Origin of the sequence: Azotobacter beijerinckii (assembly GCF_900110885.1) — a bacterium.
Taxonomy (GTDB): Bacteria; Pseudomonadota; Gammaproteobacteria; order Pseudomonadales; family Pseudomonadaceae; genus Azotobacter; species Azotobacter beijerinckii.
Map to the genome: position 1 here is coordinate 25,208 of NZ_FOFJ01000025.1, position 26,220 is coordinate 51,427.

A 26,220-nucleotide genomic window follows, 5' to 3' on the forward strand; every position below is an offset into this window, starting at 1 on the left:
AGTCTTTGTAAAGTGGCTGGCAAAGGGGGGCATATGAGGGCGCCGGGCCGCGCTTTCAAGAGGCGTTGCCGAGTTCCCGGCGAGTCGCCAGCTGCGTCGTCGGGAAGTGGCAGGTGAACAGGCTGCCCTTGCCTGGCTCGCTGGCGATTTCCAGGCGGCCGTGGTGGTGGATCAGTGCATGCTTGACGATGGCCAGGCCCAGGCCGGTGCCGCCGGTGCTGGCCGAGCGGCTGGCGTCGACCCGGTAGAAGCGTTCGGTCAGCCGCGCCAGGTGCCGGGATTCGATGCCGATGCCGGTGTCCTGCACGCTCAGGTGTCCGCCGGCCGGGTCGGCCCACCAGCGGATGCGGATCTCGCCGCCGGCCGGGGTGTATTTCACCGCGTTGAACACCAGGTTGGAGAAGGCGCTGTTCAGCTCTGCCTCGTTGCCCTGGAGTTCGAGCCGGGGATCGGCCTCCAGGAGGATCTGGTGGTTGCCTTCCCCGGAGAGCGCCCGGGCATCCCTGGAGATCGCCTGCAGCAGCGGCTCCACCGCGACCGGCTGCTTGTCCTGGAGGCTGTCGCTGGCCTCCAGCCGGGCCAGCAGCAGCAAGTCGTCGAGCAGGTTCTTCATGCGTTCGGCCTGCTGCTGCATCTGTTGCAGGGGGCGGCGCCAGCGCGGATTCACGTCCTCGACGTTGTCCAGCAGGGGCTCCAGATAACCGGCGATCACCGTCAGCGGGGTGCGCAGCTCGTGGGAGACGTTGGCGACGAAGTCCTTGCGCATCTGTTCCAGCTGGCGCACGTGGGTCACGTCGCGGACCAGCATCAGCTGCTCGCCGTTGCCGTAGCGGGTGATCTGCAGTTGCAGGTGGAGGCGGTCGTTGAGCGGCGAGGGCAGTTCGAGGGCGTCCTTGAAGTTGTCCTGCGCCATGTAGGTCTTGAAGAGCGGATGGCGGACCAGGTTGGTGATCGGCTGACCGCTGTCCTGCGGCGTCTTCAGGCCGAGCAGGGTTTCCGCGGCGCGGTTCCACCATTCCAGGTTGCCCTCGGCGTCGAGCATGATCACCGCGTCCTTGAGCGCGGCGGTGGACTCCTGCACGCGGTCGATCACCGCCTGCAGGCGGCCGCGCACGCGCTGGTCGCGGCGCTGGATGCTGTAGAGACCGTCGAACACCTCGCCCCACAGGCCGTGGCCGTCCGGCGGCGGCTCCTCGGGCTGGTAGGTCTTCAGCCACTGGTGCAGGCGGATGAGCTGGTAGAGGTGCCAGGCGAGGTAGGTAGCCAGGCCGATGGCCAGCGACCAGCCGTAGTCGCCGTCAATCAGGCCGAGCAGCAGGCCGACGGCGGTGGGCGGCAGGAGGCTGCGCAGCAGCGGGCCGAGCCAGGTGGGTTTCACAGGGGCATCCTTGACCTTCGCGCCGCTTCGGCGCCGGGTTCAGCTCTTGGTGGAGAAACGATAACCGGTGCCGCGCACCGTCTGCACCAGATTCTCGTAGGCTTCGCCGAGGGCCTTGCGCAGTCGGCGGATGTGCACGTCGACGGTGCGCTCCTCGACATAGACGTTGCCGCCCCAGACCTGGTCGAGCAACTGGCCGCGGGTATAGGCGCGCTCCTGATGGGTCATGAAGAACTGCAGCAGGCGGTATTCGGTGGGTCCCATCTCGGCCGGCTTGCCGTCGATGGTCACCCGGTGGCTGATCGGGTCGAGCAGCAGGCCGCCGATCTCGATCGGCGTTTCGTGGTCGCTGGGGCCGGTGCGGCGCAGCACGGCCTTCAGGCGGGCGACCAGCTCGCGCGGCGAGAAGGGCTTGGTGATGTAGTCGTCGGCGCCGACTTCCAGGCCCTGGATCTTGTTGTCCTCCTCGCCCTTGGCGGTGAGCATGATCAGCGGGATGCCGGCAGTCAGCTCGTCGCGCTTCAGGCGGCGGGCCAGCTCGATGCCGGAGGTGCCGGGCAGCATCCAGTCGAGCAGGATCAGGTCGGGTTTGCGGTCGACGATGACGGCGTGGGCCTGCTGGGTGTTTTCCGCTTCGAGGCACTCGTAGCCGGCCATCTCCAGGGCCACGGCGATCATCTCGCGGATGGGGGCCTCGTCGTCGACGATAAGGATTGTCTTGCCGGCCATGGGCAGCTGTCCCGTTGTAGTTCCTGTCAGTGCAGCGCATTAGATAACGGAATTATTGCAGCCGTATGACAGATAAATGCCTGCGGGAGGCCGGTGCGGACCGGCTCTAGAGCGCGTAGTCGAGGACCAGGCCGAGCAGGACCGCCAGGCCGGCCCAGTGGTTGTGCAGGAAGGCCCGGAAGCAGGCCTGCGGCTCGCGCCGGCGGGTGGCGACGAATTCCCAGGCGAAGCACAGCGCGGCGACCAGCAGGCCGAGGTGGAAGTACAGGCCGAACCCCTGACGCGCCCCGACCACCAGCAGGAGGCCGAGGGTCAGGCCCTGCAGGGCGAGGATGATCGCCCGGTCGGCGGCGCCGAAGAGGATGGCGGTGGACTTCACGCCGATCTTCAGGTCGTCCTCGCGGTCGGTCATCGCGTAGTAGGTATCGTAGCCCACGGTCCACGCCAGGTTGGCGATGAAGATCAGCCAGGCTTCGAGCGGCAGGCGGCCGGTCGCGGCGGTGAAGGCCATCAGGATGCCCCAGGAGTAGGCCGCCCCGAGTACCAACTGCGGGAGGTGGGTGTAGCGCTTCATGAAGGGGTAGAGCGAGGCCACCGCCAGGGCGCCGAAGGACAGGGCGACGGTCGTCGGGTCGGTCAGCAGCACCAGGCCGAAGCTCAGCGCCACCAGCACGGCGAACAGGGTCAAGGCCTCGCGCGTCGTGATCCGGCCGGTCGCCAGCGGCCGCTGGCGGGTGCGGCTGACGTGGCCGTCGAAGTGGCGGTCGGCGAAGTCGTTGATCACGCAGCCGGCCGAGCGCATGAGGATCACGCCGCCGGCGAAGATCAGTACGTGTTTCGGGCTGGGCGCGCCATCGGCGGCGATCCATACCGCCCAGAGGGTCGGCCAGAGCAGCAGGTAGATGCCGATCGGCCGGTCCAGGCGCATCAGCTGGATGAAGTCCCAGGCGCGGGGGTGCAGGCGGTTCATCGAGTGCAGCAGGGCGGTGTACATGGTCGGCTCTCCCGGACGGCTCCGGCGGATTATAAGGCGTCCGGGTCGATTCCCTGGTATCGCCAGAGATCCGGCAGGAAGACCTCCGCCACCAGCACCTTCAGGGCTCCGCGGCGGAAGCAGGAGCGGCGCCCCCAGAGGCCACTGCGGCGCACCGCGGCCGGCAGGTCGGCCGGCGGATAGCGGGTCGCCTGGAGCGGGCCGCGTGCGAAGGCCGGATCGCTGAACAACAGCTCGCCGAGGGGCCGGAGGCCCAGCTCGGCGAGCACCGGGGCGAAGCCTTCCAGGGCCTCGAGCGCCGCCACGCTGCGGGCGAACACCCAGGGGCGCTCCTCGCCGAGCAGGTAGACCTCGCGTGCCCAGCCTGCGCTGCCGGGCGCCACGCCGAGGGCGGCGCACTCGTCGTCGCGCAGGGTCTGCCAGCCTTCCTCCAGCAGGGTCACGGCGAAGCGCCCGGCGGAGAGGGCGGTCAGCCGGCGGGTCAGCGAGCCGGTATCGAACAGCCAGTCGGCCAGGCAGGCTGCGGGGGCGGGGTGCAACTGGTCGGCGCCGAGCCAGTGGAAAGCGGGAGCAGCGGTCACAGGGGCATTCCGGAGGAGTGGACAGGGGGGCGAGTCTAGGGCCTGCCATCGATTGTTTCCACGCTGGCATGCGTGCCGGCCGGCGCCGCTCTTGGCGCTGTCGGCGACTTGCAGTAGCGTGGGGTATTGGTCGGGGCATCGGGAGGTGAGCCATGCGCAAGTGGCAATGCATCGTCTGCGGCTTTATTTACGAGGAGGCCAACGGCCTTCCGGAGGAGAACATCGCGCCGGGGACCGCCTGGGAGGACGTGCCCTCCGACTGGCTGTGTCCCGAGTGCGGTGCCGGAAAGCAGGACTTCGAGATGATCGAGATCGTTTGACGCTAATTCCCTTGTTTTTCCAGAATTTTCTGGGCAACTAGCCGTTGGGCGCGCGTTTTTCCCTGACCGGGCGCGGCGGCCGGGCAGGGCGCTCCATCGGCTCGCACCGCTCAAGGCCGCGGGGCGACTGGCGGAGAGCCGGATGGCATGCCATCCTCCCTGTGTTGGCTGCAACATGGAGCCGTTGTGGCAGTGGGAAGAGCAAACGTACGGATACAACAACAAGAAACGTCGAAGAGGTAATCATGCGTAAACCGGAACTTGCTGCCGCCATCGCGGAAAAGACCGATCTCACCCGGGATCAGGCCAACCGGGTACTCAATGCGATGCTCGAGGAAATCACCGGCGCGCTGAACCGCAAGGACAGCGTCACCCTGGTCGGCTTTGGCACTTTCCTGCAGCGCCATCGCGGTGCCCGGACCGGAAAGAATCCGCAGACCGGCCAGCCGGTCAACATCAGGGCCAGCAACACGGTCGCCTTCAAGCCCGGAAAATCGCTCCGGGATGCCGTCAACTGATCGAGCGCAGGCCCGTGTCGCCCGAACGGGAAGGGTTCGGGCGATGAACTCTCCCTGACTGGGATTTGCGCGCCATCGTTCAATTCGTGATGGACGGCCGCACCGTCTCACTCCGGCTGCGCGAGCAGCACGCGCAACGCCGTTTCCGCCGCCAGCACCCGGTCCAGCGCCTCCTCGGCCCTGGCCCGGGTCAGCCCCAGGTCGTCGAGCAGCCGCGGGGGAATCTCCTCCTGCGGCGTGTCGCCGATGCCGCGGTTGCGCAGCAGGTTGACCGCCAGATAGACCAGATTGGCATACACCGCGTGCCGGCCGCGGTAGTCGGCATCGTGCTGGCCGTTCAGTGCGACCGTCAGCTCCTCGGGCATCTGCCAGTGCTCCATCAGCCAGGCGCCGATCTGTTCGCGGGTGACGCCGAGCAGGTGGTGTTCGACCAGGGCGTGCGGGATGTGCGGATTGATCTGCAGGTGCTGGCTGAGCAGCTTGAAGTAGGGCGGGAAGATGTGTGCGAGGGTCAGGTAGCCGAAGTTGTGCAGCAGTCCGGCCAGGTAGGCCAGGCCCGGTTCCGGGCGTGTGCCGCGTGGCATCGCCCGGCACAGGCCGTCCATCAGGGTGGCGGTGTAGAGGGCCGCTTCCCAGTAGGACGTCATGTCGTCCCGGGCGTCGGGGGGCTCGGGGGGCTTGCCCTCGGACAAGCCGAGCGACAGGTTGAGTACCACCTCGGAGCCGAGCACCCGCACGATGGCGTCCTCCACCGAGAGCACCCTTTCCGGTGCCGGATGATGGGCGGTGCCGCTCAAGCCGGCCCAGCTGACCACCTGGGCGGCCAGGGCCGGATCGGTCTCGATCAGGTCGGTGACGTCGTCGTCGCTGCAGCCGCGGAGATTGCCGTACAGCTGGTGGATCCGGCGCACGGTGTTCTGCCGGGGCGGGATCTCCACCCGGCGCTCCAGGCGCTGACGGATGCGCCGGGCGGTGAAGCCCTGCACCGCCTCCATCGGCTCGGCGGCGTGCCTCTGCAGGTTGTGGCGCAGGCGGACCAGCGGCATGCCGAAACGGGCGCCGTGGGCATCGGCGAGCAGGCTGCGATAGACCTCGCGGTCGATTTCCAGGAGCACGTGGGGCTGGCCGGAGTCGAGCAGCAGGCTCGGCTCCTGCAACAGGCGTTCGTCGTACAGGCAGGGGACGTCGATCAGCGCCGGCAGGCCGGGGAGCGCGCTCAGCCGCGCGCTGTCGAGCAACTGCCGCCGGCGTGCCTCGGCGGGGACGAGGTCGCGGCCGACGACCGTTTTCAGGCGGTGGAGGTCAAGCAGCTGGTCGCCGGGGAACAGCACCAGCAGGCTGCCGGCGGCATCTTCGAGCAGCGCCGCCTGTACCCGCGGCAGGCCGGAGCCGGGCCGCTCGTGCACGATCCGCACGGGAACCCCGAGGCTTGTCAGCAGGTCGCGGATGATCGGCGGCAGTTGGGGTTTCAGCAACTCGGCGGCGGTCGGCACGGTGTCGGGCATGAAGCATTCTGCCGGAGGGGCGAAATCAGGGGAGTATAATCAGTCGGCCGGTCGCTGCACTGACCTGCGCCAATGACGGCTCAGACCTGCCCGTACTGCTGGCCATGCCGCAGCCAGCGCTCCAGCAGCGGGCCGACATGCTGCGGCCAGCGCGCCAACAGGCTCTGCGCCGCCTCGCGCGCCGCCGGCAGCAGATCGGCGTCGCGCATCAGGTCGGCGACCTTGAACTGCAAGAGGCCGGTCTGGCGGGTGCCGAGCATCTCGCCGGGGCCGCGCAGCTCCAGATCCTTCTCGGCGATGACGAAGCCGTCCGAGGTCTCGCGCATGATCGCCAGGCGCTCGCGGCCGAGCTGCGACAGCGGCGCGTGGTAGAGCAGCAGACAGTGGCTGGCGGCGCTGCCGCGGCCGACCCGCCCGCGCAGCTGGTGCAGCTGGGCGAGGCCGAGGCGCTCGGGGTTCTCGATGATCATCAGGCTGGCATTGGGCACGTCGACGCCGACCTCGATCACCGTGGTGGCGACCAGCAGCTGCAGCCGGCCGGCCTTGAACTCTTCCATCACCGCGGCCTTCTCCGCCGGCTTCATGCGTCCGTGGATCAGGCCCACGCGCAGTTCGCCGAGGGCGGCGTCGAGTTCCTCGAAGGTGGTTTCCGCGGCCTGGCAGGTCAGCTCCTCGGACTCCTCGATCAGCGTGCACACCCAATAGGCCTGGCGGCCCTCGAGGCAGGCGGCGCGGACCCGTTCGACCACCTCCAGGCGCCGGCTGTCGGCGATCACCAGGGTGTTCACCGGGGTGCGACCGGGCGGCAGCTCGTCGAGGATCGAGGTGTCCAGGTCGGCGTAGGCGCTCATCGCCAGGGTACGCGGGATGGGCGTGGCGGTCATAATCAGCTGGTGCGGGCAGAGGCGGCCGTCGACGCCCTTCTGGCGCAGGGCCAGGCGCTGCTGGACGCCGAAGCGGTGCTGCTCGTCGATGATCGCCAGGGCCAGGTTGCGAAAGCGCACCTCGTCCTGGAACAGCGCGTGGGTGCCGACCACCATCGGGCAGCCGCCGGCGATCTTCTCCAGCGCCGTGGCGCGCGCCTTGCCCTTGAGCTTGCCGGCCAGCCAGGCGAGATCGATGCCCAGCGGTTCCAGCCAGCGGGCGAAGTTGAGGTAGTGCTGTTCGGCGAGAATCTCGGTGGGCGCCATCAGCGCCACCTGGTAGCCGGCTTCCAGGGCCTGCAGGGCGGCCAGCGCGGCGACCACCGTCTTGCCGGCGCCGACGTCGCCCTGCACCAGGCGCAGCATGGGCTCGGACTGGCTGAGGTCGTGGGCGATCTCGGCACCGACCCGGCGCTGGGCACCGGTGGGGGCGAAGCCGAGGTTGGCGAGAAACTGCATCGGCAGACGCTGGGCTCTGGGCAGTCGCGGCGCGTGCTGGGCGCGGATGCTCTCGCGCAGGCGCTGCAGCGACAGCTGGTGGGTCAGCAGCTCCTCGAAGGCCAGGCGATGCTGGGCCCAGTGGCGGCCCTCGGCGAGTTCCGCGAGATCGGCGTCCGGCGGCGGCCGGTGCAGGTAGCGGATCGCCTCGTCCAGCGGCGCGAGGCGGTGGGCGCGGGCCAGTTCCGCCGGCAGCCAGTCCGGCAGGCTGTGCGGGCCGAGGCGGGCCAGCGCCTGCCCGGTCAGGCCGCGCAGGCGCTGCTGGGTGAGGCCCTCGGTGGTCGGGTAGATGGGCGTCAGGGTCTGCTCGACCGGTGCCGGTTCGTCGCCATTCTGCGCGCGGTATTCCGGATGATAGATCTCCAGGCCCGAGGCGCCGGGGCGCACCTCGCCGTAGCAGCGCAGCAGGGTGCCGCGCTTCAGGCCATCCTGCTGCGCCGGGCTGAAGTGGAAGAAGCGCAGGGACAGGGTACCGCTGCCGTCCTGCAGGCGCACCAGCAGGCTGCGGCGCCGGCCCGTGACGACGTCGGCGGTGGCCACCGTACCTTCGACCACCGCATCCTGGCCCGGACGCAGGGCGCCGATCGGGGTGATCCGGGTACGGTCCTGGTAGCGCAGCGGCAGGTGGAACAGCAGATCCTGGAGGGTCTCCAGGCCGACCCGGGCGAGTTTCTCGGCCAGCGCCGCGCCGACGCCCTTGAGCGCCGTGACCGGAACCGCCGCCAGCTCGCTCATGCGCTCTGCTGGGCGGGCCCGGCCGGCGAATGGCTCACCGAGCACAGGCGGATGGAGTCGGTCAGCAGCTCGATCGCCTTCGGCCGCGGGAAGCTGGCGCGCCAGGCGATGGCCACGGTGCGGAACGGCACCGGCGAGGTCAGCGGGCGAACCTCGAGCACGCCGGGGGCATAGTGGTGGCTGTTCACCGCGGTGAACGGCAGCACCGAGATGCCGAGCCCGGAGGCAACCATGTGGCGGATGGTTTCCAGCGAGCTGGACTCCACCGTGGTGTGGCGGTGCGCCTCGTCGGCCTTGCGCAGCGACGGGCAGGCTTCCAGCACCTGGTCGCGGAAGCAGTGGCCCTCGCCGAGCAGCAGCAGGCTCTTGTCGTTGAGCATCTCGCTGTCGATGGTCTGCAGCTTGGTCCAGGGGTGGTCGGCCGGCAGCAGGGCGTAGAAGGGCTCGTCGTAGAGCGGCTTGGTCAGCACGTCCGCCTCGTGGAACGGCAGGGCGACGATGATCGCGTCGAGTTCGCCGGTGCGCAGCTTGTCGCGCAGCACGTGGGTGAAGTTTTCCTCGATGTACAGCGGCATCTGCGGCGCCGCCTTGTGCAGCTGCGGGATCAGGTGCGGAAACAGGTAGGGACCGATGGTGTAGATGGCGCCGACCTTGAGCGGCGCGGCCAGCTGGTTCTTGCCGGCCTGGGCCAGTTCGCGGATGCTCTGTGCCTGCTCCAGCACCTTCTGCGCCTGGGTGACGATGCCCTCGCCGACCGGGGTCAGGCGCACGGCGGTCTTGCTGCGTTCGAAGATCAGCACGCCGAGTTCGTCCTCGAGCTTCTTCACGCCCACCGAGAGGGTCGGCTGGCTGACGTGGCAGCGTTCGGCGGCGCGTCCGAAATGCTGTTCTTGGGCGAGGGTGACGATGTAGCGCAGTTCGGTGAGGGTCATAGCGAATTTCCATTAGCTCACCAGCAAGAATAGCCTTTGCTTGGCCGAGAACCAACCATGCCCGTGGACTCCACGGGGGGAGAGGCGGATGGAAACCACAGATCCCGTGCTGCTGATCGCCGGGTGCGGCGACGTCGGCAGCCGACTCGGCGAGCGGCTGGCCGCCGCCGGCTGGCGCGTGCATGGCCTGCGCCGGCAGGTGGCGGCCCTGCCGCCGGCGATCCTGCCGCTGCGCGGCGATCTCGAGGCCGCCCAGTGCCCGCCGGACTGGCCGGGCGGGCCGCTCGATTACCTGGTCTACTGCGCGGCGGCCAGCCGCCACGACGAGGCCGGCTATCGCGCCGCCTATGTCGAGGGTCTGCGCCATGTGCTGGACTGGCTGGCGCTCCACGGCCAACGGCCGCGACGGCTGCTGTTCGTCTCCAGCACCGGGGTTTACGGCCAGCAGGACGGCGAGTGGGTCGACGAGCGCTCGCCCACCGAGCCTTTGGGGTTCTCCGGGCGGGTCCTGCTGGAAGCCGAGCGACTGGCGCTGGGCAGCGGCCTGCCGGCCAGCGCGGTGCGGCTGGCCGGCATCTACGGTCCCGGCCGCGAGTGGCTGATCGGGCAGGTGCGCCGCGGCGCTGGCATCGATCCGCAGCCGCCGCTCTACGGCAACCGCATCCACCGCGACGACGCCGCGAGTCTTTTGGCTTTCCTGCTCGAGGCCGATGCCCGCGGCGTTCCGCTGGCCGACTGCTATCTGGGCGTGGACGACGCGCCGGCGCCGCTGCACGAGGTGGTGGCCTGGCTGCGCGGGCGGCTGGGGGTGGTCGGCGAGGGCGGCGAGGGCCTCGGCCGGCGCGCCGGCAGCAAGCGCTGCAGCAATGCCGGGGTCCGCGCCCTCGGCTGGGCGCCGGACTACCCCAGCTACCGCGAGGGCTATGCGGCGCTGCTGGGCGAGTCTTGAGTCAGGGCGCCTGCCAGGCGCAGAAGCAGCCCTCGGCTAGGGTGCCGCCGGCACGCACCGGACGGCCCTTGAGCAGGGCGTCGAGGACCGGCTCGGCGAAGCTGTTGGCCGCAGTGCAGGTCGCCCCTTCGCTGTAGGGCCCGAAATAGGCCAGGCGGCCCTGGCGGTCCCAGATCGCCAGCGCCGGGCTCCCCGGCAGCCCTTCGCTGCCGGGGAGAGCCGCCAGCGGCTGCAGCGCGGCCAGCGCTGGCGGCAGACGCCCCCGGCTGCTCGGCCGCTGCAGGGCATGGAAGGTCACTCCCAGGGGAGCGTAGCGCTCGGCCAGTTCGGCCAGATGCTGCTGGTTGCCGACGTTGCAGGGGCAGGCCGGATCGTGGAAGTGCACCAGGCGGATCGGCCCGGGCCCCTCCAGTCCGGGCGGCAGGCGCAGGTCGACGGCGTCGAACAGCACGGTCCGCTGGTAGCGGCCGCGGTACCAGTCGTAGGCGGCGGCCAGGGCGGCGAGGCAGAGGAGGCCGAACAGGACGGCGAGCAAGGTCTTGCGCTTCGGGGAGAGCATGGCGTAAAGACGGGAACAGGGTGCCCCAGCTTGCCATGCCGTGTCCGTCGAATGAAGCGCGGCGGGCCGCGGGGCGTAACTTCCTCTCCGGACGAGCCGTGTCATGTCAGAGTCTTTTCACCCCGATCTCCTGCGTCCCCTGCTGCAGCCTCTGGCCGCGGGCGGCGACGAGCTGCCGCAGGTCCAGGCCTACCGCCGCTACTACGGGCTCGACCTGGGCGAGCGGCGGTCGGGGGTGCAGGGCCGTCTCGGCTGCTTCTCGGTCGGCACCTACCGGATCGTCGCCCAGGTCTGGTGGCCGGAGCGGCCGCGCGCGACGCTGCTGCTGATGCACGGTTACTACGATCACATGGGCCTCTACCGGCACGTGCTCGACTGGGCGCTGGGCATGGGCTTCGCCGTGCTCTCCTGCGACCTGCCGGGGCACGGGCTGTCCAGCGGCGCGCCGGCCAGCATCGACGACTTCGCCGAGTACCAGGCGGTGTTCCGGGGACTCCTGTCCGAGGCCGCCGTGCTCGACCTGCCCAAGCCCTGGCATCTGTTCGGGCAAAGCACCGGCGGCGCGATCCTGCTCGACTACCTGCTGAGCGGCGCGCCACGGCCCGAAGTGGGCGAGACCATCCTCAGCGCCCCCCTGGTGCGGCCGCGCAGCTGGGGCTTGTCGAAGCTCAGCTACCGGGCACTCAGGCCGTTCGTCGAGTCGATCCCGCGGCGCTTCAGCGACAACTCCGGCGACGCGGCCTTCCTCGCGTTCATCCAGCGCGATCCGCTGCAGGCGCGCATCCTGCCCACCGCCTGGGTCGGCGCGCTGGCGCGCTGGATTCCGCGGATCGAGGCCGCCCCGCGCAGCGAACGCAGTCCGCTGATCATCCAGGGCGATGCCGACCTGACCGTCGACTGGCGGCACAATCTGGACGTCCTGCGGGACAAGTTCCGCGATCCGCAGCTCCTGATGCTGCCGAGTGCGCGCCATCACCTGGCCAACGAGCGCGAGGCGGTGCGCCAGCGCTACTTCGACTTTCTCCGCGAGCGGCTGGAGTAGGGCTTCTATTGCTGGCCGACCGCCAGGGCGGCGCGCAGGGCGGCCAGGGCGGCCTGGTAGTAGGCCTGGCCGGCGGGGGACTGGGCGAAGCCGGCGAACTCCTCCAGCTCCGGGTCGGACAGCTCCCGGTAGACGTACATCAGGGTGTTGTCCAGGTCCCGCTCGATCTCCGCGCGGATGCGCTGGCGCTGGTTGTCGAGCATGCCAAGGGTCTGGTCGCCGCCGCCGAACAGGCCGAAGCCGGGCACCATCTGGCTGAGGCTGTCGGCCGCCACGCCGGCCAGCGCCAGGCTGAGCTCGGCACCGGCCTCGCCGGCCGGAATGGCCTGGGCCAGGTGGCGGATCAGCAGGCGCCGGGTGGCCTCGGCCTGCATGCGCGGCAGGCCCTTGGCGTTTCTGGCCAGTTGCTCGCTGCGGGTGGCGGCCAGTTCGGCGGCGACGATCTTGCGCCCCAGCGGACTCTCGAAGAAGGCCAGCGCCGGCCCCGGCTGGGCCAGCCGGGCGCGCAGCGCCGCCAGGGCGCGGCGATCCATGGCCTGGGCGGCGAAGCGCTGGTTGCTGTTGTCGACCAGGGCCTGGTAGATCGCCGGCGGCAGGTTGGCCCGGTAGCGCTGCTGGGCGGCGGCGAGGGCGGCGTGGAAGTGTTCGCGTTGTTCTGGCCAGCCTCCGCTCCGGTAGAGCTGCAGGTAGTCGTCGGCAAAGCCGGGCGGACTGAGCAGGGCGAGGACGAGGAAGGCGAGGGCGCGCATGGGAACTCCGGTCGTTCGTGGCGTTATTGTCGGCGGCCCCGTGCGCAAAAGTCGAGGGGCCGCGCACCCTGGCGACCGGCGCCCTGCTAGAATGCCGTCCATGCACTCGTCTCCCGATAATCCCCTGCTGCTGCGCATCGTCGACGACCTGGCCGGTCCTGGCTGGTCGCAGCAGAGCGTCTTTCTGTCGCCGACGCTGACCGAGGAGCTGGCGCAGGAGTGCCGTGCGCGAGCCGCTGCCGGCGAGCTGGCTCCCGCCGCCATCGGCCGCGGCGACCGGCAGCAGGTGGAGGAGGGGGTGCGCGGCGACTACACCGCTTGGCTGGAATCCGGCCAGTGCGCCCCGGGCGATGCTTGGCTGGCGCTGATGGAGTCCTTGCGCCAGACCCTCAACCGCGAGCTGTTCCTCGGTCTGGAGGAACTCGAATGCCACTTCGCGCTCTACCCGCCGGGGGCTTACTACCAGCGTCACCTCGACCGCTTCCGCGACGACGACAGCCGCACGGTGACCGTGGTGCTCTACCTCAACGAGGAATGGCAGCCCGACGAGGGGGGCGAGCTGCGCCTCTACCTGCCGGGCGGGCGGGCTCACGAGGTGATGCCGCAGGGCGGCAGTCTGGCCTGCTTCATGTCGGCGGACTTCCCCCACGAAGTGCTGCCGGCGACCCGCGAGCGGCTGTCGCTGACCGGCTGGTTCCGCCGCCGCGCCGGCAAGTCCCTGTAGGCGCGCTCCGCGCCGGCCCAGCGGAGTCCCCCGCCATGCAGAAGATCCTGGTCAGCCGCTGCCTGCTCGGCGAGCCGGTCCGCTACGACGGCGGCAGTCACGGTCCCTTTGTCCAACTCGAGACGTGGCGGCGCCAGGGCCGTTTGGTGGCGGTCTGCCCAGAGGTCGCCGGCGGCCTGCCGACGCCCCGCCCGACGGCGGAGATTCCCGGCGGGCAGGGCGCCCAGGTGCTGGACGGTGCGTGCGGTGTGCTGACGATCGACGGCGCGGAGGTCGGCGCGGCCTTCCTCGCCGGCGCCCGCGCGGCTCTGCAGCTGGTCGAGGCCCACGGCATCCGGCTCGCCGTGCTCAAGGCGCGCAGCCCTTCCTGCGGCAACCGCGAGAACTACGATGGCAGCTTCAGTGGCCGGCGGGTCTCCGGCGAGGGCGTCACCGCTGCGCTGCTTCGGCGCCATGGCGTGCGGGTGTTCAGCGAGGAGGCGCTGGCAGAGGCGGCCGCGGCTCTGGCGGCGCTGGAGGCGGGCGACGGCGCGGCGTGACCATTGATTGGTTGCCACCAATGGCTACCCACGGCCGGATAGACCTGATCAATTATGCGGTCAATAATCCCTCCGGGTGTACCTTTGCGTACAGATGACGCTCATCCTCGCCATGGAGCATTCGAGTTGTCGCAGTTGCCGCGCTTTCCGCTTCGCACCTGGCCCGCCGCGCTGCAGTGGCTGGCCCTGCTCACCGCCGCCGGGGCCGGCGGCTGGCTGCTCGGCCGCTGCGGCCTGCCGGCCGCCTGGTTTCTCGGGCCGATGCTGGTGGCCGTGGCCTTCGGCGTCGGCGGTGCGACCATCCACATGCCCAGGCCGGCCTTCAAGCTGGGGCAGGGCTGCGTCGGCATCCTGGTCGCCCAGTCGATGACCCTGTCGGTACTGCTGACCCTGGCACAGTCCTGGCACGTGATGCTGCTGGCGACGGGGCTGACCCTGGCCCTCAGCCTGCTGGTGAGCCTGGGGCTGGTCTGGTTCGGCGACATTCCCGGCAGCACCGCAGCCTGGGGGATGGCGCCGGGAGCCGCGTCGGCGATGGTTTCGATGGCCGAGGAGGACGGCGCCGACGGCCGCGTGGTGGCGACCATGCAGTACGTGCGGGTGGTCTGCGTGGTATTGGTCGGAGCGCTGGTCGGGCACCTGACCGGCACGCCGGGCGTCGGCGTCGAGTCCCTCGGCTTGCCGCCGCTGGCGGGGACGGCCGCACCGGTCGATCTGGGGCCGAGCCTGGCGCTGATTCCGTTCGGGGTGCTGGCCGGGGCGCGCCTGCCTGCCGGCGCCCTGCTGTTGCCGCTGCTGGCCGGCGGCGCCCTGCAGGTGGGCGGCGTGCTGCACCTGGGGCTGCCGGACTGGCTGCCGCCTTTGGCCTACGGGGCGATCGGCTGCTATATCGGGCTGCGCTTCGATATGGCGACGCTGAGCCATGTCTGGCGCCGCCTGCCGGCGATGATCGTCGGCGCGGTGGTGCTGATCGTGCTCTGCGCGCTGTCGGCCTGGCTGATCGCGCTGCTGCTCGGCAAGGACTTTCTCTCGGTCTACCTGGCGACCACGCCCGGCGGGCTGGACGCCATGGCGATCATCGCCGTGGACACCCGCTCCGATGCCGGTCTGGTGCTGGCCATGCAGACCCTTCGCCTGTTCGGGGTGATTTTCACCGGAGCCTTCTTCGCGCGGCAGATCATGCGCCTGGCGCAGCGCTAGCCGCGGGTCCTTCCTTCACGCCGCCGGAGTTCTTCAGTCGTGGCCGTCCTGCAAGCAATCCTGCCCATTTTCGCCCTGATCGTGCTGGGCTACGTCCTGGGTCGCCGTCAATGGCTGAGCAACCAGGCCGCCCGGGAACTGGGCAACCTGACCTTCAAGCTGTTCATGCCGATGCTGCTGTTCAGCGGCATCGCCAAGGCCTCGCTGGACGAGGGCTTTTCTCCCGGCCTGCTGCTGGCCTATTTCGTGCCGGCCCTGGCCACCTTCGTCGCGCTGAATGCGGTCGGCCACCGCCTGCGCGGGCGTCCCACGCCGTTCGGCCTGACCGCCAGCTTTTCCAACAACGTGCTGGTGGGGATTCCGCTGGTCGCCAGTTTGTTCGGCAGTCCGGGCCTCGTCTATGTGTTCGCGGTGCTGGCTTTCCACAGCCTGTTGCTGTTCTCCTTCCAGAGCCTTTATGGCGCGCTGGCCGGCAAGGAGGCCGTGGATGTCCGCTCCCTGCTGCTGAACCTGGCCAATCCGATGATCGTCGGGCTGCTGCTGGGCGTGCTGCTGAACCTCTCCGGCCTGCAGCTGCCCGCGCCCTTCGAGCACCTGGTCCAGTGGCTGGCCCAGGCGGCGCTGCCCTGCGCGCTGATCGTGCTCGGGGCCAATCTCTCGAACTGCCACCTGCTGCCCAGCCGCGAGGCGCTCGGCATCGTCTTCGCCAAGCTGCTGGTGTTTCCGCTGGCGGTGCTGCTCCTGTGCGCCGGGCTCGGACTGGGGCCGCTGGCCGGTTCGGTGCTGACGGTCATGGCGGCCTGCCCCAGCGGGGTGAATGTGCTGGGCTTCGCCCGCCATCAGGACGACAACCGGGTGGTCAGCTCGGCGATCACCCTGTCGACCCTGCTGGCCGCGCTGACCCTGCCGCTGTGGGTATTCGTCAGCGGGCATCTGTAGTTCCCGAAAACGACAAGGCCCGTACCGGTGCGGTACGGGCCTTGTCGTCAGGAGCGCCCTGCCGGCGCAGGGCGCCGCCCGGTCAGAACAGCACGCGGGCGCGGATGGTGCCGCCCACCTGCTGGATCTTCTCGAGGGCCATTTCCGAGTACTCGGCGTCGACGTCGATCACCACGTAGCCGACCTTCTCGTTGGTCTGCAGGAACTGGCCGGAGATGTTGATGCCGTTCTCGGCGAAGACCTTGTTGATCTCGCTCATCACCCCGGGGATGTTCTGGTGGATGTGCAGCAGACGGTGCTTGCCCGGGTGAGAGGGCAGGGCCACTTCGGGGAAGTTGACCGAGGACACCGAGGTGCCGTTGTCGCTGTACTTGACCAGCTTCTCGGCCACTTCCGAACCGATGTTGGCCTGGGCCTCCATGGTCGAGCCGCCGACGTGCGGGGTGAGGATGACGTTGTCGAGGCCGCGCAGCGGGCTGACGAATTCGTCGTTGTTGGAGCGCGGCTCCACCGGGAACACGTCGATGGCCGCGCCGTTCAGGTGCTTGTCCTGGATGGCGGCGGCCAGTGCGTCGATGTCCACCACGGTACCGCGGGCGGCGTTGAGCAGGATCGCGCCCTTCTTCATCGCGCGGATTTCCTTCTCGCCGATCATCCACTTGGTCGCGGCGGTTTCCGGCACGTGCAGGGTGACGATGTCGCACTGGCCGAGCAGGTCGTAGAGGTTGCCGACCTGGGTGGAGTTGCCCAGCGGCAGCTTGGTCACCACGTCGTAGAACAGCACCTGCATGCCCAGGCTTTCGGCCAGCACCGAGAGCTGGGTGCCGATCGAGCCGTAGCCGACGATGCCGAGCTTCTTGCCGCGGATCTCGTAGGAGTGGCTGGCACTCTTCAGCCAGCCGCCGCGGTGGCAGACCGCGTTCTTCTCGGGGATGCCGCGCAACAGCAGGATGGATTCGGCGAGCACCAGCTCGGCCACCGAGCGGGTGTTCGAGTAGGGCGCGTTGAACACCGCGATGCCGCGCTCGCGAGCGGCCCCCAGATCGACCTGGTTGGTACCGATGCAGAAGCAGCCGACCGCGACCAGCTTCTTCGCGCAGTCGAAGACCTCCTCGGTCAGCTGGGTGCGCGAGCGGATGCCGATGAAGTGCGCATCGGCGATCTTCTCCTTCAGCTGGTCCTCGGGCAGCGAGCCGGTCAGGTACTCGATGTTGGTGTAGCCGGCAGCCTTGAGCGTATCCAGTGCCGTCTGGTGAACGCCTTCCAGCAGAAGGAAGCGGATCTTGCTCTTGTCGAGAGAGGTCTTGCTCATCTACGTAAACCTGTTTTCCTGGAGGTGTGTGGCGATGCAGGCGGGCAGCCGGTAGTGCTGTCCGAAAAAGGCTACAGCCGTCCCGGAAATCGGCGGGAGGCACGACTCACGGGGCGGCTATGCTAGCATACCGGGCTCGCCAAACCGCCATCCCTGGGACTTGAAGGGTACTCAGGACGGCCATGAATCCTTTGAGAGTTGCCCCATGACCAACCCAGCCCTGATCGACGAGTTGAAGACCCTGGTGGAGCCCGGCAAGGTGCTCACCGACGCCGATTCCCTCAACGCCTACGGCAAGGACTGGACCAAGCATTTCGCCCCCGCCCCCCTGGCCATCGCGTTTCCGAAGAGCATAGAGCAGGTCCGGGCGATCGTCCGTTGGGCCAACGAGCGCAAGGTCGCGCTGGTGCCCTCGGGCGGGCGCACCGGGCTGTCCGCCGCCGCCGTCGCCGCCCATGGCGAGGTGGTGGTGGCCTTCGACTACATGAACCAGATCCTGCAGTTCAACGAGTTCGACCGCACCGTGGTCTGCCAGCCGGGCGTGGTCACCGCCACCCTGCAGGAGTTCGCCCGCGACAAGGGGCTGTACTACCCGGTCGACTTCGCCTCGGCCGGCTCCAGCCAGATCGGCGGCAACATCGGCACCAATGCCGGCGGGATCAAGGTGATCCGCTACGGCATGACCCGCAACTGGGTGGCCGGCCTCAAGGTGGTCACCGGCAAGGGCGATATCCTCGAGCTGAACCGCGACCTGATCAAGAATGCCACCGGCTACGACCTGCGCCAGCTGTTCATCGGCGCCGAGGGCACCCTGGGCTTCGTGGTCGAGGCCACCATGCGCCTCGAGCGCGCGCCGAAGAACCTCACCGCGATGGTCCTCGGCACCCCCGACCTCGACTCGATCATGCCGGTGCTGCATGCCTTCCAGGGCAAGCTCGACCTCACCGCCTTCGAGTTCTTCTCTGACAAGGCCCTGGCCAAGGTCCTGGCCCGCGGCGACGTGCCGGCGCCGTTCGAGACCGGCTGCCCGTACTACGCCCTGCTGGAGTTCGAGGCCGGCAGCGAGGCGGTTTCCAACGCCGCGCTGGAGCTGTTCGAGCATTGCGTCGAGCAGGGCTGGGTGCTCGACGGGGTGATGAGCCAGAGCGAGCAGCAGCTGCAGAACCTCTGGAAGCTGCGCGAGTACATCTCCGAGACCATCTCCCACTGGACCCCGTACAAGAACGACGTCTCGGTCACGGTCGGCAAGGTGCCGGCCTTCCTCAAGGAAATCGACGCGATCGTCGGCGAGCACTATCCGGACTTCGAGATCGTCTGGTTCGGCCACATCGGCGACGGCAACCTGCACCTGAACATCTTGAAGCCCGACGCCATGGACAAGGACGCGTTCTTCGCCCAGTGCGCCACGGTGAACAAGTGGGTGTTCGAGATCGTCGAGAAATACCACGGCTCGATCTCCGCCGAGCACGGCGTCGGCATGACCAAGCGCGACTACCTGGGCTACAGCCGCTCGGAGGCCGAGATCGCCTGCATGAAGGCGATCAAGGCAGTGTTCGATCCGAACGGCATCATGAACCCCGGCAAGATCTTCGCCTGACCCCCGCTTCGGACGCAGGCCCGTGCGGCCTGCGTTCCTCCCCGTTCCCGTGTCCGGAAAAAGCCTTCGGCGCCGTGGGGATTTGCCGTAGAGTCGTCGCCATGGACTTCAGGTCATGACAAACACGAGGAGCCTTGCATGAGTTACCAGCACCAATACCTCGACGGCACCCGCATCCACTACCCGCTGGGCAAGGTGGTCTGCGTCGGGCGCAACTACGCCGAACACGCCCGGGAGCTGAACAACCCGGTGCCCACCGAGCCCCTGCTGTTCATCAAGCCGGGCAGTTGCACCGTTCCGCTGGAAGGCGGCTTCGCCATTCCCCGGGAGCGCGGCGCGGTGCACTACGAGGCGGAGATCGCCGTGCTGATCGGCAAGCCGCTGTCGCATCGGCCGAGCGCCGAGGAAGTGCGCGACGCCATCTCCGGCTTCGCTCCGGCCCTGGATCTGACCCTGCGCGACGTGCAGGCCAGGCTCAAGGAAAAGGGCCTGCCCTGGGAGCTGGCCAAGGCCTTCGACGGCGCCTACGTGCTGGCGCCCTTCGTCTCCGGCGATGCCGTCGAGGATCTCGCCGACATCGGCATCCGCCTGACCATCAACGGCGAAGTCCGCCAGAACGGCAACAGCCGCGACATGCTCAACCCCATCGTCGCGTTGATCCAGCACATCGCCGGGCATTTCAGCCTGCAGCCGGGCGACGTGGTCTCCACCGGCACGCCGGCCGGCGTCGGCCCGCTGTTGACTGGCGACAGCCTGGTGCTGGAATTGAGCGGGCTGTCCCGCTTCGAAAGCCGGGTGCTCTGAGGCTTGGCCGGGCGCCGCGGCGCCCGGCCCGGCGTGTTCATCATCTTCACGTAAGCCGGCGCTGGCACGCTCCCGGGCTGCTTGGTCCCGTGGAAACCCCTTCATGCCGATGCCCTTTGCCGGTGTACCCCGCCGGCGCCTGTTGTGCACTCTCGCCCTGCTGCTGCTCGCCCTGGCCGTGCTGGTGGTCGGTCGCGAGTGGCACGGCTTCGATCTGCTCCGGCTGTCCTGGCAGGAGTACCGGACGGCCCCGGAGGCGCGGGCTGCCGGCGTCTGGCTGCCCGACTACCGGCTGGCGCTGGAAACCGATCTGCACGGGCTGGAGGAGGACGAAACCTCCGGCCTGACCTGGAGCCCGCAGACCGGAACCCTGTTCACCGTCACCGGCAAGCATCCCCACTTGGTGGAGCTCAGCCTCGACGGTGCGGTCCTGCGGCGCATCCGCCTGAGCGGCGTCAGCGATCCGGAGGGGGTGGAGGCGCTCGGCGACGGGCGTCTGGCGATCATCGACGAGCGCCGCCGCCAGGTGCTGCTGTTCCGTCTTCCGCCGGGCACGGACAGCCTCGATCTGGGCGCTGCGCCGCGCCATGACCTGGGTTCCTCCGCCGCCGGCAACAAGGGCTTCGAGGGGCTGGGCTGGGATGCGCGGACGAGCCGTCTGCTGCTGGCCCGGGAGCGCCCACCGGCGTTGTTCGGCCTGGCTTTCTCCGCCGCGGGGGAAGTCGCCGGCGACCTGCAGCGGCTATCCCTTGAGCGGCTGCCGGTGCGCGACTTGTCCTCGCTGACCGTCGACCCGCGCAGCGGCCATCTCCTGCTGCTTTCCGACGAGTCGCGACTGCTGGTGGAGTTCGACCGCGAGGGCCGGCCGTTCAGCTTCATCAGCCTGCTCGGCGGTTTCAACGGCCTGCACCGCGGTATCCGCCAGGCCGAGGGCGTGGCCATGGACGGCGCGGGCACTCTCTACGTGATCGGCGAGCCGAACCACTTCTATGTGTTTCGCAAGGCGCGACCCTGAGCGGCCGTGCGAACGCGGCTGCGTGCGGGCCGGCATCCGTGCCGGCTCCGTCGGTTACGGGCGCTTGATCCGCTCCACGCCGTTGCGGGTGCCGAGCAGCAGCAGATCGGCCGGGCGCGCGGCGAACAGGCCATTGGTGACCACCCCGACGATGTTGTTGATATCGGCCTCCAGCTGCCGGGGGTTGACGATCTGCAGGTTGTACACATCGAGGATCACGTTGCCGTTGTCGGTCGTCACGCCCTCGCGGTAGACCGGGTCGCCGCCCAGCCTGACCAGCTGGCGGGCCACATGGCTGCGCGCCATGGGAATCACCTCCACCGGCAGCGGGAAGTTGCCGAGGAAGTCGACCCGCTTGCTCTCGTCGGCGATGCAGATGAAGGTCTCGGCCACCGCGGCGACGATCTTCTCGCGGGTCAGCGCGGCACCGCCGCCCTTGATCAGCTCCAGGTACTTGTTGCACTCGTCGGCGCCGTCCACGTAGAACTCCAGCTCGACGACGTTGTTCAGGTCGTACACCGGGATGCCGTGGCCCTTGAGGCGCTCGGCGGTGGCTTCGGAGCTGGCCACGGCGCCGTCGAATTCCATCCGGTGGCGGGCCAGCAGGTCGATGAAGAAATTGGCGGTGGAGCCGGTGCCGACCCCGACGACGCTCTTTGCGCTGAGCTGCGGAAGGATGTGGTCGAGGGCGGCCTGGGCCACGGCCTGCTTGAGCTGGTCCTGGGTCATGGGGGATCTTCGTCGAAGGGAAGGGAAGAGCATGATTATAGCCGCGCCCGATGGGTGGCCGGCCAGGGCAGCGAGGGGTAGACTGCCCGATTCCTTCCCAGCGCCCCGATGTCCGCCGATGCTCGAACAGTACGTCAAGAAGATCCTCACCTCGCGCGTCTACGACGTCGCCGTCGAAACCCCTTTGCAGCCCGCCCGCCAGCTTTCCGAACGGCTCGGCAACCAGATCCTGCTCAAGCGCGAGGATCTGCAGCCGGTGTTTTCCTTCAAGATCCGCGGCGCCTACAACAAGGTCGCCCAGCTGAGCGAGGCGGAGCTGGCGCGCGGGGTGGTCACCGCCTCGGCCGGCAACCATGCCCAGGGCGTGGCCCTGGCGGCGAAGCACCTGGGCATCAAGGCGATCATCGTGATGCCCAGGACCACCCCGGAGATCAAGGTCCAGGCGGTGCGTGCTCGCGGCGCCAAAGCCGTGCTGCACGGGGATGCCTTTCCCGAGGCGCTGGCCCATGCGCTGAAGCTGGTCGAGGAGAAGGGCTACACCTTCATCCATCCCTACGACGACCCCGAAGTGATCGCCGGGCAGGGCACCATCGCCATGGAGATTCTCCGCCAGAAGCCGGGCCGGCTGGACGCGATCTTCGTGCCGGTCGGCGGCGGCGGACTGATCGCGGGTATCGCCGCCTACGTGAAGTACCTGCGTCCCGAGGTGAAGGTGATCGGCGTCGAGCCGGCGGACTCCAACTGCCTGCAGGCGGCGATGGCCGCCGGCGAGCGGGTGGTGCTGCCGCAGGTCGGGCTGTTCGCCGACGGCGTGGCGGTGGCGCAGATCGGTGCCTATACCTTCGAGGTCTGCCGCCACCATGTGGACGAGGTGGTCACCGTCAGCACCGACGAGATCTGCGCGGCGATCAAGGACATCTACGACGACACCCGCTCGATCACCGAGCCGGCCGGTGCCCTGGCGGTAGCGGGGATCAAGCGCTACGTCGAGCGCGAGGGGGCGGCCGGGCAGACCCTGGTGGCCATCGACTCCGGCGCCAACATCAACTTCGACCGCCTGCGCCACGTCGCCGAGCGTGCCGAGCTGGGCGAGCGGCGCGAGGCGATCATCGCCGTGACCATCCCCGAGCAGCCGGGCAGCTTCAAGGCGTTCTGCCAGGCGATCGGCAAGCGGCAGATCACCGAGTTCAACTACCGCTACAACCGCCCGGACCACGCGCACATCTTCGTCGGCGTGCAGACCCACCCGGAGAGCGACCCGCGCGAGCAACTGGTGGCCAGCCTGCGCGAGCAGGGTTTCCCGGTGCTCGACCTGACCGACGACGAGCTGGCCAAGCTGCACATCCGCCACATGGTCGGCGGCCACGCGGCGGCGGTCAGCGACGAGGTGGTGCTGCGTTTCGAGTTCCCCGAGCGTCCCGGCGCGCTGTTCAACTTCCTCAGCAAGCTCGGCGGGCGCTGGAACATCTCGATGTTCCACTACCGCAACCACGGTGCCGCCGACGGCCGCGTGGTGGCCGGCCTGCAGGTGCCGGCGGACGAGCGCCACCTGCTGCCGGCAGCGCTCGAAGCCATCGGCTACCCCTGGTGGGACGAGACCGACAACCCGGCCTACCGGCTGTTCCTCGGCTGAGCCGCCGGCGGCCTTCGGCCGACCCGACCAGGATGTGCGCCTGATGGAAAACCTCGCGCTGCTCAAGCTGCTCCATGGACTGGCCGGCGTGCTGCTGCTCGTCGCCCTCTTCGCGCTCGCCGGATTCTGCTGGCGGTCGCGCCGCGTCGCGGCGCCGCCGACGGATGCCGCGGCCGAGAAGGGCTTGGAGGCGGAAGCGGAACCTACCGCCGAGGCGGAAGACGCGGAGGCCGTAGAGGCGACCGAGGAAGCCCAAGTCGCAGAGGCCACGGAGGTGGACGTTCCTGGGCGTTCGTCGCCGTGGCCGGCACTCTGCGCGATCCTGCTGCTGCTCTGCCTGGTCGGCCTGCCGGTCAGCGGCTGGTGGCTGGCGCACCTGGCCGGCTGGCCGCTGGGGCAGCCCTGGCTGCTCGGCAGCTCGCTGCTGTTTTTGCCGGGCTCGCTCTGCGGGCTGTGGCTGGCATCCCGGGTCGTCGGCGGCAAGCCGGGCGTCCGGCTCGGCCTGGGACTGGCGCTGGTCGGGCTGCTGTGCTTCGCCGCCAGTCTGGGCCTGATGGTGGTCAAGCCGCTCTGAAGCTCGGCGCCGCGTGATCGCCGGTCCGCCAGGTTGTGATGTTGGCCTCGTTCGGGCACCGGCTGGGCGATATAGTGGCTGCAGGCTATTTCGCCGGATGCTGGCCGCTCGCAGGGAGGTGATCGCCATGCTCCACGGACAAGATCCCAATCGTCGCACCCGACTCCGGGTGTGGGCCTGATGCGTATTCTGCTGGTCGGTGCCGGCGGCTTCATCGGTCGCCACCTGCATGCCGCGCTGCATGCGGCCAGCCATCGGGTACTGGCCAGCGCGCGCCGGCCCGATCCCGCGGCGCCGGGCGACTGGTGCCGACTCGACCTGGCCGAGCTGGCCCGCGATCCGCAGGCCTTCGTCTGGCCCGAGGGTGTCGAGCTGGTGATCAATGCCGCGGGGCTGCTGTCGACGGATGGCAAGCAACTGCATGAAGTCCAGCACCGCGGCGCCTGCGCCCTGTTCGAGCGAGCCGCAGCCCATGGCGCGCGGGTGCTGCAGATCTCCGCCCTGGGCGCGGAGCAGGGGGCGGGTACCGACTTTCTCGCCAGCAAGGCCGCGGCCGACCGCCATCTGCTCGGGTTCGGCATGCCTGCCGTGGTATTGCGCCCGTCCCTGGTGCTCGGCCCCGGCGGCGCCAGCAGTCGCTGGCTGCAGCGTCTGTCGCCCTGGCCGCTGATCCCGCTGCTGGACAATCGTGCCCGCCTGCAGCCGCTGCATGTCGACGATCTCTGTGCCGCGGTGCTGGCCCTGCTGCGGCACTGGCCGGAGCAGCCGTGCAGCCTGGCGCTGGTCGGGCCCGAAGCGATGACCCAGAGCCAACTGCTGGATCGCCTGCGTGCCGCCCAGGGTTGGGGGCCGGGACGCTACTGGGTACTGCCGCGGCCGCTGACCACGCTCGGCACGGCGCTGGGCGAGCGCTTCGGCTGGCGCGCCCTGAATCGCCAGACCCTGGCTCTGGCCCGGTGCGACAACCTGGCCGCGCCCGAGCCGCTGGCGAGCACCTGCGGTCACCGCTGCCTGCCGCTCGAGGCGCGCCTGCACGACTGGCCGTCCTCCGCGGACAGCGTGCATCTGGCCCTGCAGCCGCTGCTGCTGGCGCTGCTGGTGACGATCTGGCTGGGCACTGCGCTGGCCTGTCTCGGTCCCGGCTTCGACTGGGGGCTGCGCATCCTTGCCGAAGCCGGCATCGCCGGCTGGCCGGCGCGTCTGGCGGTGCTTGCCGGTGCACTGTGCGATGCGCTGCTCGGCCTCGGCCTGCTGCTCTCCCGCTGGCGACGCCGCGCGCTGCAGGCGCAGATCTTCCTGATGTTGGGCTACACCGCCCTCGTCACCTGGCTGCTGCCGCATTACTGGTTCGACCCCTTCCAGGGCGTCGGCAAGAATCTGGTGCTGCTGCCCGCTAGCCTCTGGCTGCTGTGGTTGCAGCCTGCCTACGCACGGAGCCGGCCATGAGCCTTTATCTGTTGCTGAAGACGCTGCATATCCTTTCCTCCACCCTGCTGTTCGGCACCGGCCTGGGCTCGGCCTACTACGCCTGGCGCGCGTGGAGGAGCGGGCAGGTGGCGACCATCGCCACCACCTTCCGCCATCTGGTCACCGCCGACTGGCTGTTCACCACGCCCACCGCGCTGCTCCAGCCGCTCAGCGGCGCGGCCATGGTCTACCTGGCCGGCTGGTCGCTGAGCCAGGCCTGGCTGCTGGTGACTCTCGGGCTGTACGTGCTGGCCGGGCTGTGCTGGTTGCCGGTGGTCTGGCTGCAGATCCGCGTGCGCGACCTGGCCGTGCAGGCCGAGCGCGAGGGCACGCCGCTGCCCGCCTGCGCCGAGCGCTACATGGCCTGGTGGTTCGCCCTCGGCTGGCCGGCGTTCGGCGTCTTCGTGGTGATCTTCTTCCTGATGGTGGCCAAGCCGGTCTGAGCCGCTCGGCCCGTCGACGAAAACGGCGCCCGCCGGCGCCGTCGGGATTCGGTCGGTCGTCCGCTCAGCGCAGCGAGATCACCGGCCAGCCGCGCCGTTCGGCTTCCGCCCGCAGGCTGGGGTCGGGGTCGACCGCCACCGGGTGGCTGACCCGCTCGAGCAGCGGAAGATCGTTGTGCGAGTCGCTGTAGAAGTGGCTGCCTTCCAGCGAATGACCGGTTTCCTTCAGCCAGCGGTTCAGGCGCTCGACCTTGCCCTCCTTGAAGCAGGGTACGTCGGTGGTGCGCCCGGTGTAGCGACCGCCGGCCATCTCGCATTCGGTGGCGAGCAGGGTGTCGACGCCGAGGCGCGCGGCGATGGGGCCGGTGACGAAGCGGTTGGTGGCGGTGACGATCGCCAGCCGGTCGCCCTGGCTGCGGTGCCGCTCGATGAGTGCCTGGCCCTTGGCGAGGATGATCGGCTCGATGCGCTCGCGCATGAACGCCCGGTGCCACTCGTCGAGCACGGCCATCTCGGTGCGGCCGAGGATCTCCAGGCTGAAGTTCAGGTAGTCGACGATGTTCAGCCGGCCGGCCAGGTAGTCCTGGTAGAAGGCGTCGTTGCGTGCCTTGTAGGCCTCGCCGTCGAGGATGCCGCGTTCGCACAGCCAGTCGCCCCAGGCATGGTCGCTGTCGCCGGCCAGCAGGGTGTTGTCGAGATCGAATAGAGCCAGACGCACGCGAGAACCTCGCTGAAGGGAAGGAATGAGACCGTGGCGAAGCATACCGGTTCCGCGGTAAAAGCTGGAGGCCCGGCGCTTCTTCAGCCCTTGCCCTGCCTGCTTCTGGCGCGA

Annotated in this window: 27 protein-coding genes; 15 read left to right on the forward strand and 12 right to left on the reverse strand. The window is 69.3% G+C overall.

What is annotated here, in order from left to right:
* Positions 1–55: 55 nt before the first annotated feature.
* The 4 genes from phoR to BMY22_RS13550 all read right to left on the reverse strand — a co-directional run bounded on the left by phoR (position 56) and on the right by BMY22_RS13550 (position 3,682).
* Complete coding sequence (gene phoR, locus BMY22_RS13535) at positions 56–1,378, reverse strand: phosphate regulon sensor histidine kinase PhoR (RefSeq protein WP_090622852.1); 1,323 nt, start codon at positions 1,376–1,378, stop codon at positions 56–58.
* 39 nt (positions 1,379–1,417) lie between these two features.
* Positions 1,418–2,107, reverse strand: coding sequence for a phosphate regulon transcriptional regulator PhoB (gene phoB, locus BMY22_RS13540; RefSeq protein ID WP_090622855.1), 690 nt, complete (start codon positions 2,105–2,107; stop codon positions 1,418–1,420).
* A gap of 106 nt (positions 2,108–2,213) precedes the next feature.
* Positions 2,214–3,101 carry a 4-hydroxybenzoate octaprenyltransferase gene (ubiA, locus tag BMY22_RS13545; protein ID WP_090622858.1) on the reverse strand — a complete coding sequence of 296 codons (888 nt, stop codon included), beginning with the start codon at positions 3,099–3,101 and terminating at the stop codon, positions 2,214–2,216.
* A 29-nt stretch (positions 3,102–3,130) separates the two neighbouring features.
* The gene (locus tag BMY22_RS13550; protein WP_090622860.1) at positions 3,131–3,682 is read right to left on the reverse strand and encodes a chorismate--pyruvate lyase family protein; all 552 of its coding nucleotides are present in this window, start codon (positions 3,680–3,682) and stop codon (positions 3,131–3,133) included.
* Between the two features lie 152 nt (positions 3,683–3,834).
* On the opposite strand from BMY22_RS13550, the gene BMY22_RS13555 reads away from it, so the two are divergent.
* On the forward strand, positions 3,835–4,002 hold the full coding sequence (locus tag BMY22_RS13555) for a rubredoxin (protein WP_090622863.1): 168 nt from the start codon (positions 3,835–3,837) through the stop codon (positions 4,000–4,002).
* Positions 4,003–4,166: 164 nt separating this feature from the next.
* Positions 4,167–4,520 carry an HU family DNA-binding protein gene (locus BMY22_RS13560; protein WP_167363744.1) on the forward strand — a complete coding sequence of 118 codons (354 nt, stop codon included), beginning with the start codon at positions 4,167–4,169 and terminating at the stop codon, positions 4,518–4,520.
* A 107-nt stretch (positions 4,521–4,627) separates the two neighbouring features.
* Here the strand turns inward: BMY22_RS13560 and BMY22_RS13565 are convergent, their stop codons facing one another.
* From BMY22_RS13565 to BMY22_RS13575, 3 genes are all read right to left on the reverse strand, one after another.
* On the reverse strand, positions 4,628–6,025 hold the full coding sequence (locus BMY22_RS13565) for an aminoacyl-tRNA deacylase and HDOD domain-containing protein (RefSeq protein WP_090622868.1): 1,398 nt from the start codon (positions 6,023–6,025) through the stop codon (positions 4,628–4,630).
* An 80-nt stretch (positions 6,026–6,105) separates the two neighbouring features.
* On the reverse strand, positions 6,106–8,181 hold the full coding sequence (gene recG, locus BMY22_RS13570) for an ATP-dependent DNA helicase RecG (protein ID WP_090622870.1): 2,076 nt from the start codon (positions 8,179–8,181) through the stop codon (positions 6,106–6,108).
* On the reverse strand, positions 8,178–9,113 hold the full coding sequence (locus BMY22_RS13575) for a hydrogen peroxide-inducible genes activator (RefSeq protein ID WP_090622872.1): 936 nt from the start codon (positions 9,111–9,113) through the stop codon (positions 8,178–8,180). Before BMY22_RS13575 ends, recG begins: the two co-directional genes overlap by 4 nt.
* An 88-nt stretch (positions 9,114–9,201) precedes the next feature.
* On the opposite strand from BMY22_RS13575, the gene BMY22_RS13580 reads away from it, so the two are divergent.
* Positions 9,202–10,062 carry an NAD-dependent epimerase/dehydratase family protein gene (locus BMY22_RS13580; protein WP_090622875.1) on the forward strand — a complete coding sequence of 287 codons (861 nt, stop codon included), beginning with the start codon at positions 9,202–9,204 and terminating at the stop codon, positions 10,060–10,062.
* Position 10,063: 1 nt separating this feature from the next.
* Here the strand turns inward: BMY22_RS13580 and BMY22_RS13585 are convergent, their stop codons facing one another.
* Positions 10,064–10,621, reverse strand: a complete 558-nt coding sequence (locus BMY22_RS13585) for a DUF6436 domain-containing protein (protein ID WP_090622877.1) — start codon at positions 10,619–10,621, stop codon at positions 10,064–10,066.
* A 103-nt stretch (positions 10,622–10,724) separates the two neighbouring features.
* Here BMY22_RS13585 and bipL point away from each other — a divergent pair, with 103 nt between their 5' ends.
* Positions 10,725–11,663: a phospholipase BipL gene (bipL, locus tag BMY22_RS13590; RefSeq protein ID WP_090622879.1), complete on the forward strand. Its 939-nt coding sequence runs from the start codon at positions 10,725–10,727 to the stop codon at positions 11,661–11,663.
* Between the two features lie 5 nt (positions 11,664–11,668).
* Here the strand turns inward: bipL and BMY22_RS13595 are convergent, their stop codons facing one another.
* Positions 11,669–12,412, reverse strand: coding sequence for a DUF2059 domain-containing protein (locus tag BMY22_RS13595; protein ID WP_090622881.1), 744 nt, complete (start codon positions 12,410–12,412; stop codon positions 11,669–11,671).
* Between the two features lie 91 nt (positions 12,413–12,503).
* On the opposite strand from BMY22_RS13595, the gene BMY22_RS13600 reads away from it, so the two are divergent.
* From BMY22_RS13600 to BMY22_RS13615, 4 genes are all read left to right on the forward strand, one after another.
* The gene (locus BMY22_RS13600; RefSeq protein WP_208599284.1) at positions 12,504–13,136 is read left to right on the forward strand and encodes a 2OG-Fe(II) oxygenase; all 633 of its coding nucleotides are present in this window, start codon (positions 12,504–12,506) and stop codon (positions 13,134–13,136) included.
* Between the two features lie 35 nt (positions 13,137–13,171).
* Positions 13,172–13,675: a 2-thiouracil desulfurase family protein gene (locus BMY22_RS13605; RefSeq protein ID WP_090622886.1), complete on the forward strand. Its 504-nt coding sequence runs from the start codon at positions 13,172–13,174 to the stop codon at positions 13,673–13,675.
* 126 nt (positions 13,676–13,801) lie between these two features.
* Positions 13,802–14,875: an AbrB family transcriptional regulator gene (locus BMY22_RS13610; RefSeq protein ID WP_090622887.1), complete on the forward strand. Its 1,074-nt coding sequence runs from the start codon at positions 13,802–13,804 to the stop codon at positions 14,873–14,875.
* 39 nt (positions 14,876–14,914) lie between these two features.
* Positions 14,915–15,814, forward strand: a complete 900-nt coding sequence (locus BMY22_RS13615) for an AEC family transporter (protein ID WP_090622890.1) — start codon at positions 14,915–14,917, stop codon at positions 15,812–15,814.
* Between the two features lie 82 nt (positions 15,815–15,896).
* Here BMY22_RS13615 and serA read toward each other — a convergent pair whose 3' ends face one another.
* Complete coding sequence (gene serA / locus BMY22_RS13620) at positions 15,897–17,126, reverse strand: phosphoglycerate dehydrogenase (RefSeq protein WP_090622892.1); 1,230 nt, start codon at positions 17,124–17,126, stop codon at positions 15,897–15,899.
* 205 nt (positions 17,127–17,331) lie between these two features.
* Here serA and BMY22_RS13625 point away from each other — a divergent pair, with 205 nt between their 5' ends.
* From BMY22_RS13625 to BMY22_RS13635, 3 genes are all read left to right on the forward strand, one after another.
* Positions 17,332–18,723 carry an FAD-binding oxidoreductase gene (locus tag BMY22_RS13625; RefSeq protein WP_090622895.1) on the forward strand — a complete coding sequence of 464 codons (1,392 nt, stop codon included), beginning with the start codon at positions 17,332–17,334 and terminating at the stop codon, positions 18,721–18,723.
* Between the two features lie 138 nt (positions 18,724–18,861).
* Positions 18,862–19,527, forward strand: coding sequence for a fumarylacetoacetate hydrolase family protein (locus BMY22_RS13630; protein WP_090622896.1), 666 nt, complete (start codon positions 18,862–18,864; stop codon positions 19,525–19,527).
* Positions 19,528–19,630: 103 nt separating this feature from the next.
* Complete coding sequence (locus BMY22_RS13635; protein ID WP_090622899.1) at positions 19,631–20,542, forward strand: SdiA-regulated domain-containing protein; 912 nt, start codon at positions 19,631–19,633, stop codon at positions 20,540–20,542.
* A 54-nt stretch (positions 20,543–20,596) separates the two neighbouring features.
* On the opposite strand, the gene rpiA is transcribed toward BMY22_RS13635, so the two are convergent.
* Positions 20,597–21,271 (reverse strand): ribose-5-phosphate isomerase RpiA, encoded by a 675-nt coding sequence (gene rpiA, locus BMY22_RS13640; RefSeq protein WP_090622900.1) that lies wholly within the window; start codon positions 21,269–21,271, stop codon positions 20,597–20,599.
* A 118-nt stretch (positions 21,272–21,389) separates the two neighbouring features.
* Between rpiA and ilvA the strand changes: the two genes are divergently transcribed.
* From ilvA to BMY22_RS13660, 4 genes are all read left to right on the forward strand, one after another.
* On the forward strand, positions 21,390–22,904 hold the full coding sequence (ilvA, locus tag BMY22_RS13645) for a threonine ammonia-lyase, biosynthetic (RefSeq protein WP_090622903.1): 1,515 nt from the start codon (positions 21,390–21,392) through the stop codon (positions 22,902–22,904).
* Between the two features lie 43 nt (positions 22,905–22,947).
* Positions 22,948–23,478, forward strand: a complete 531-nt coding sequence (locus tag BMY22_RS13650; protein WP_090622904.1) for a DUF2269 family protein — start codon at positions 22,948–22,950, stop codon at positions 23,476–23,478.
* Positions 23,479–23,658: 180 nt separating this feature from the next.
* A complete protein-coding gene (locus tag BMY22_RS13655; RefSeq protein WP_090622923.1) occupies positions 23,659–24,924 on the forward strand; it encodes an SDR family oxidoreductase in 1,266 nt (421 codons plus the stop codon).
* Positions 24,921–25,388: a DUF2269 family protein gene (locus BMY22_RS13660; RefSeq protein ID WP_090622907.1), complete on the forward strand. Its 468-nt coding sequence runs from the start codon at positions 24,921–24,923 to the stop codon at positions 25,386–25,388. The genes BMY22_RS13655 and BMY22_RS13660 overlap by 4 nt, the downstream gene beginning before the upstream one ends.
* A gap of 64 nt (positions 25,389–25,452) precedes the next feature.
* On the opposite strand, the gene BMY22_RS13665 is transcribed toward BMY22_RS13660, so the two are convergent.
* Complete coding sequence (locus BMY22_RS13665) at positions 25,453–26,106, reverse strand: histidinol-phosphatase (protein WP_090622908.1); 654 nt, start codon at positions 26,104–26,106, stop codon at positions 25,453–25,455.
* Positions 26,107–26,220: the final 114 nt, after the last annotated feature.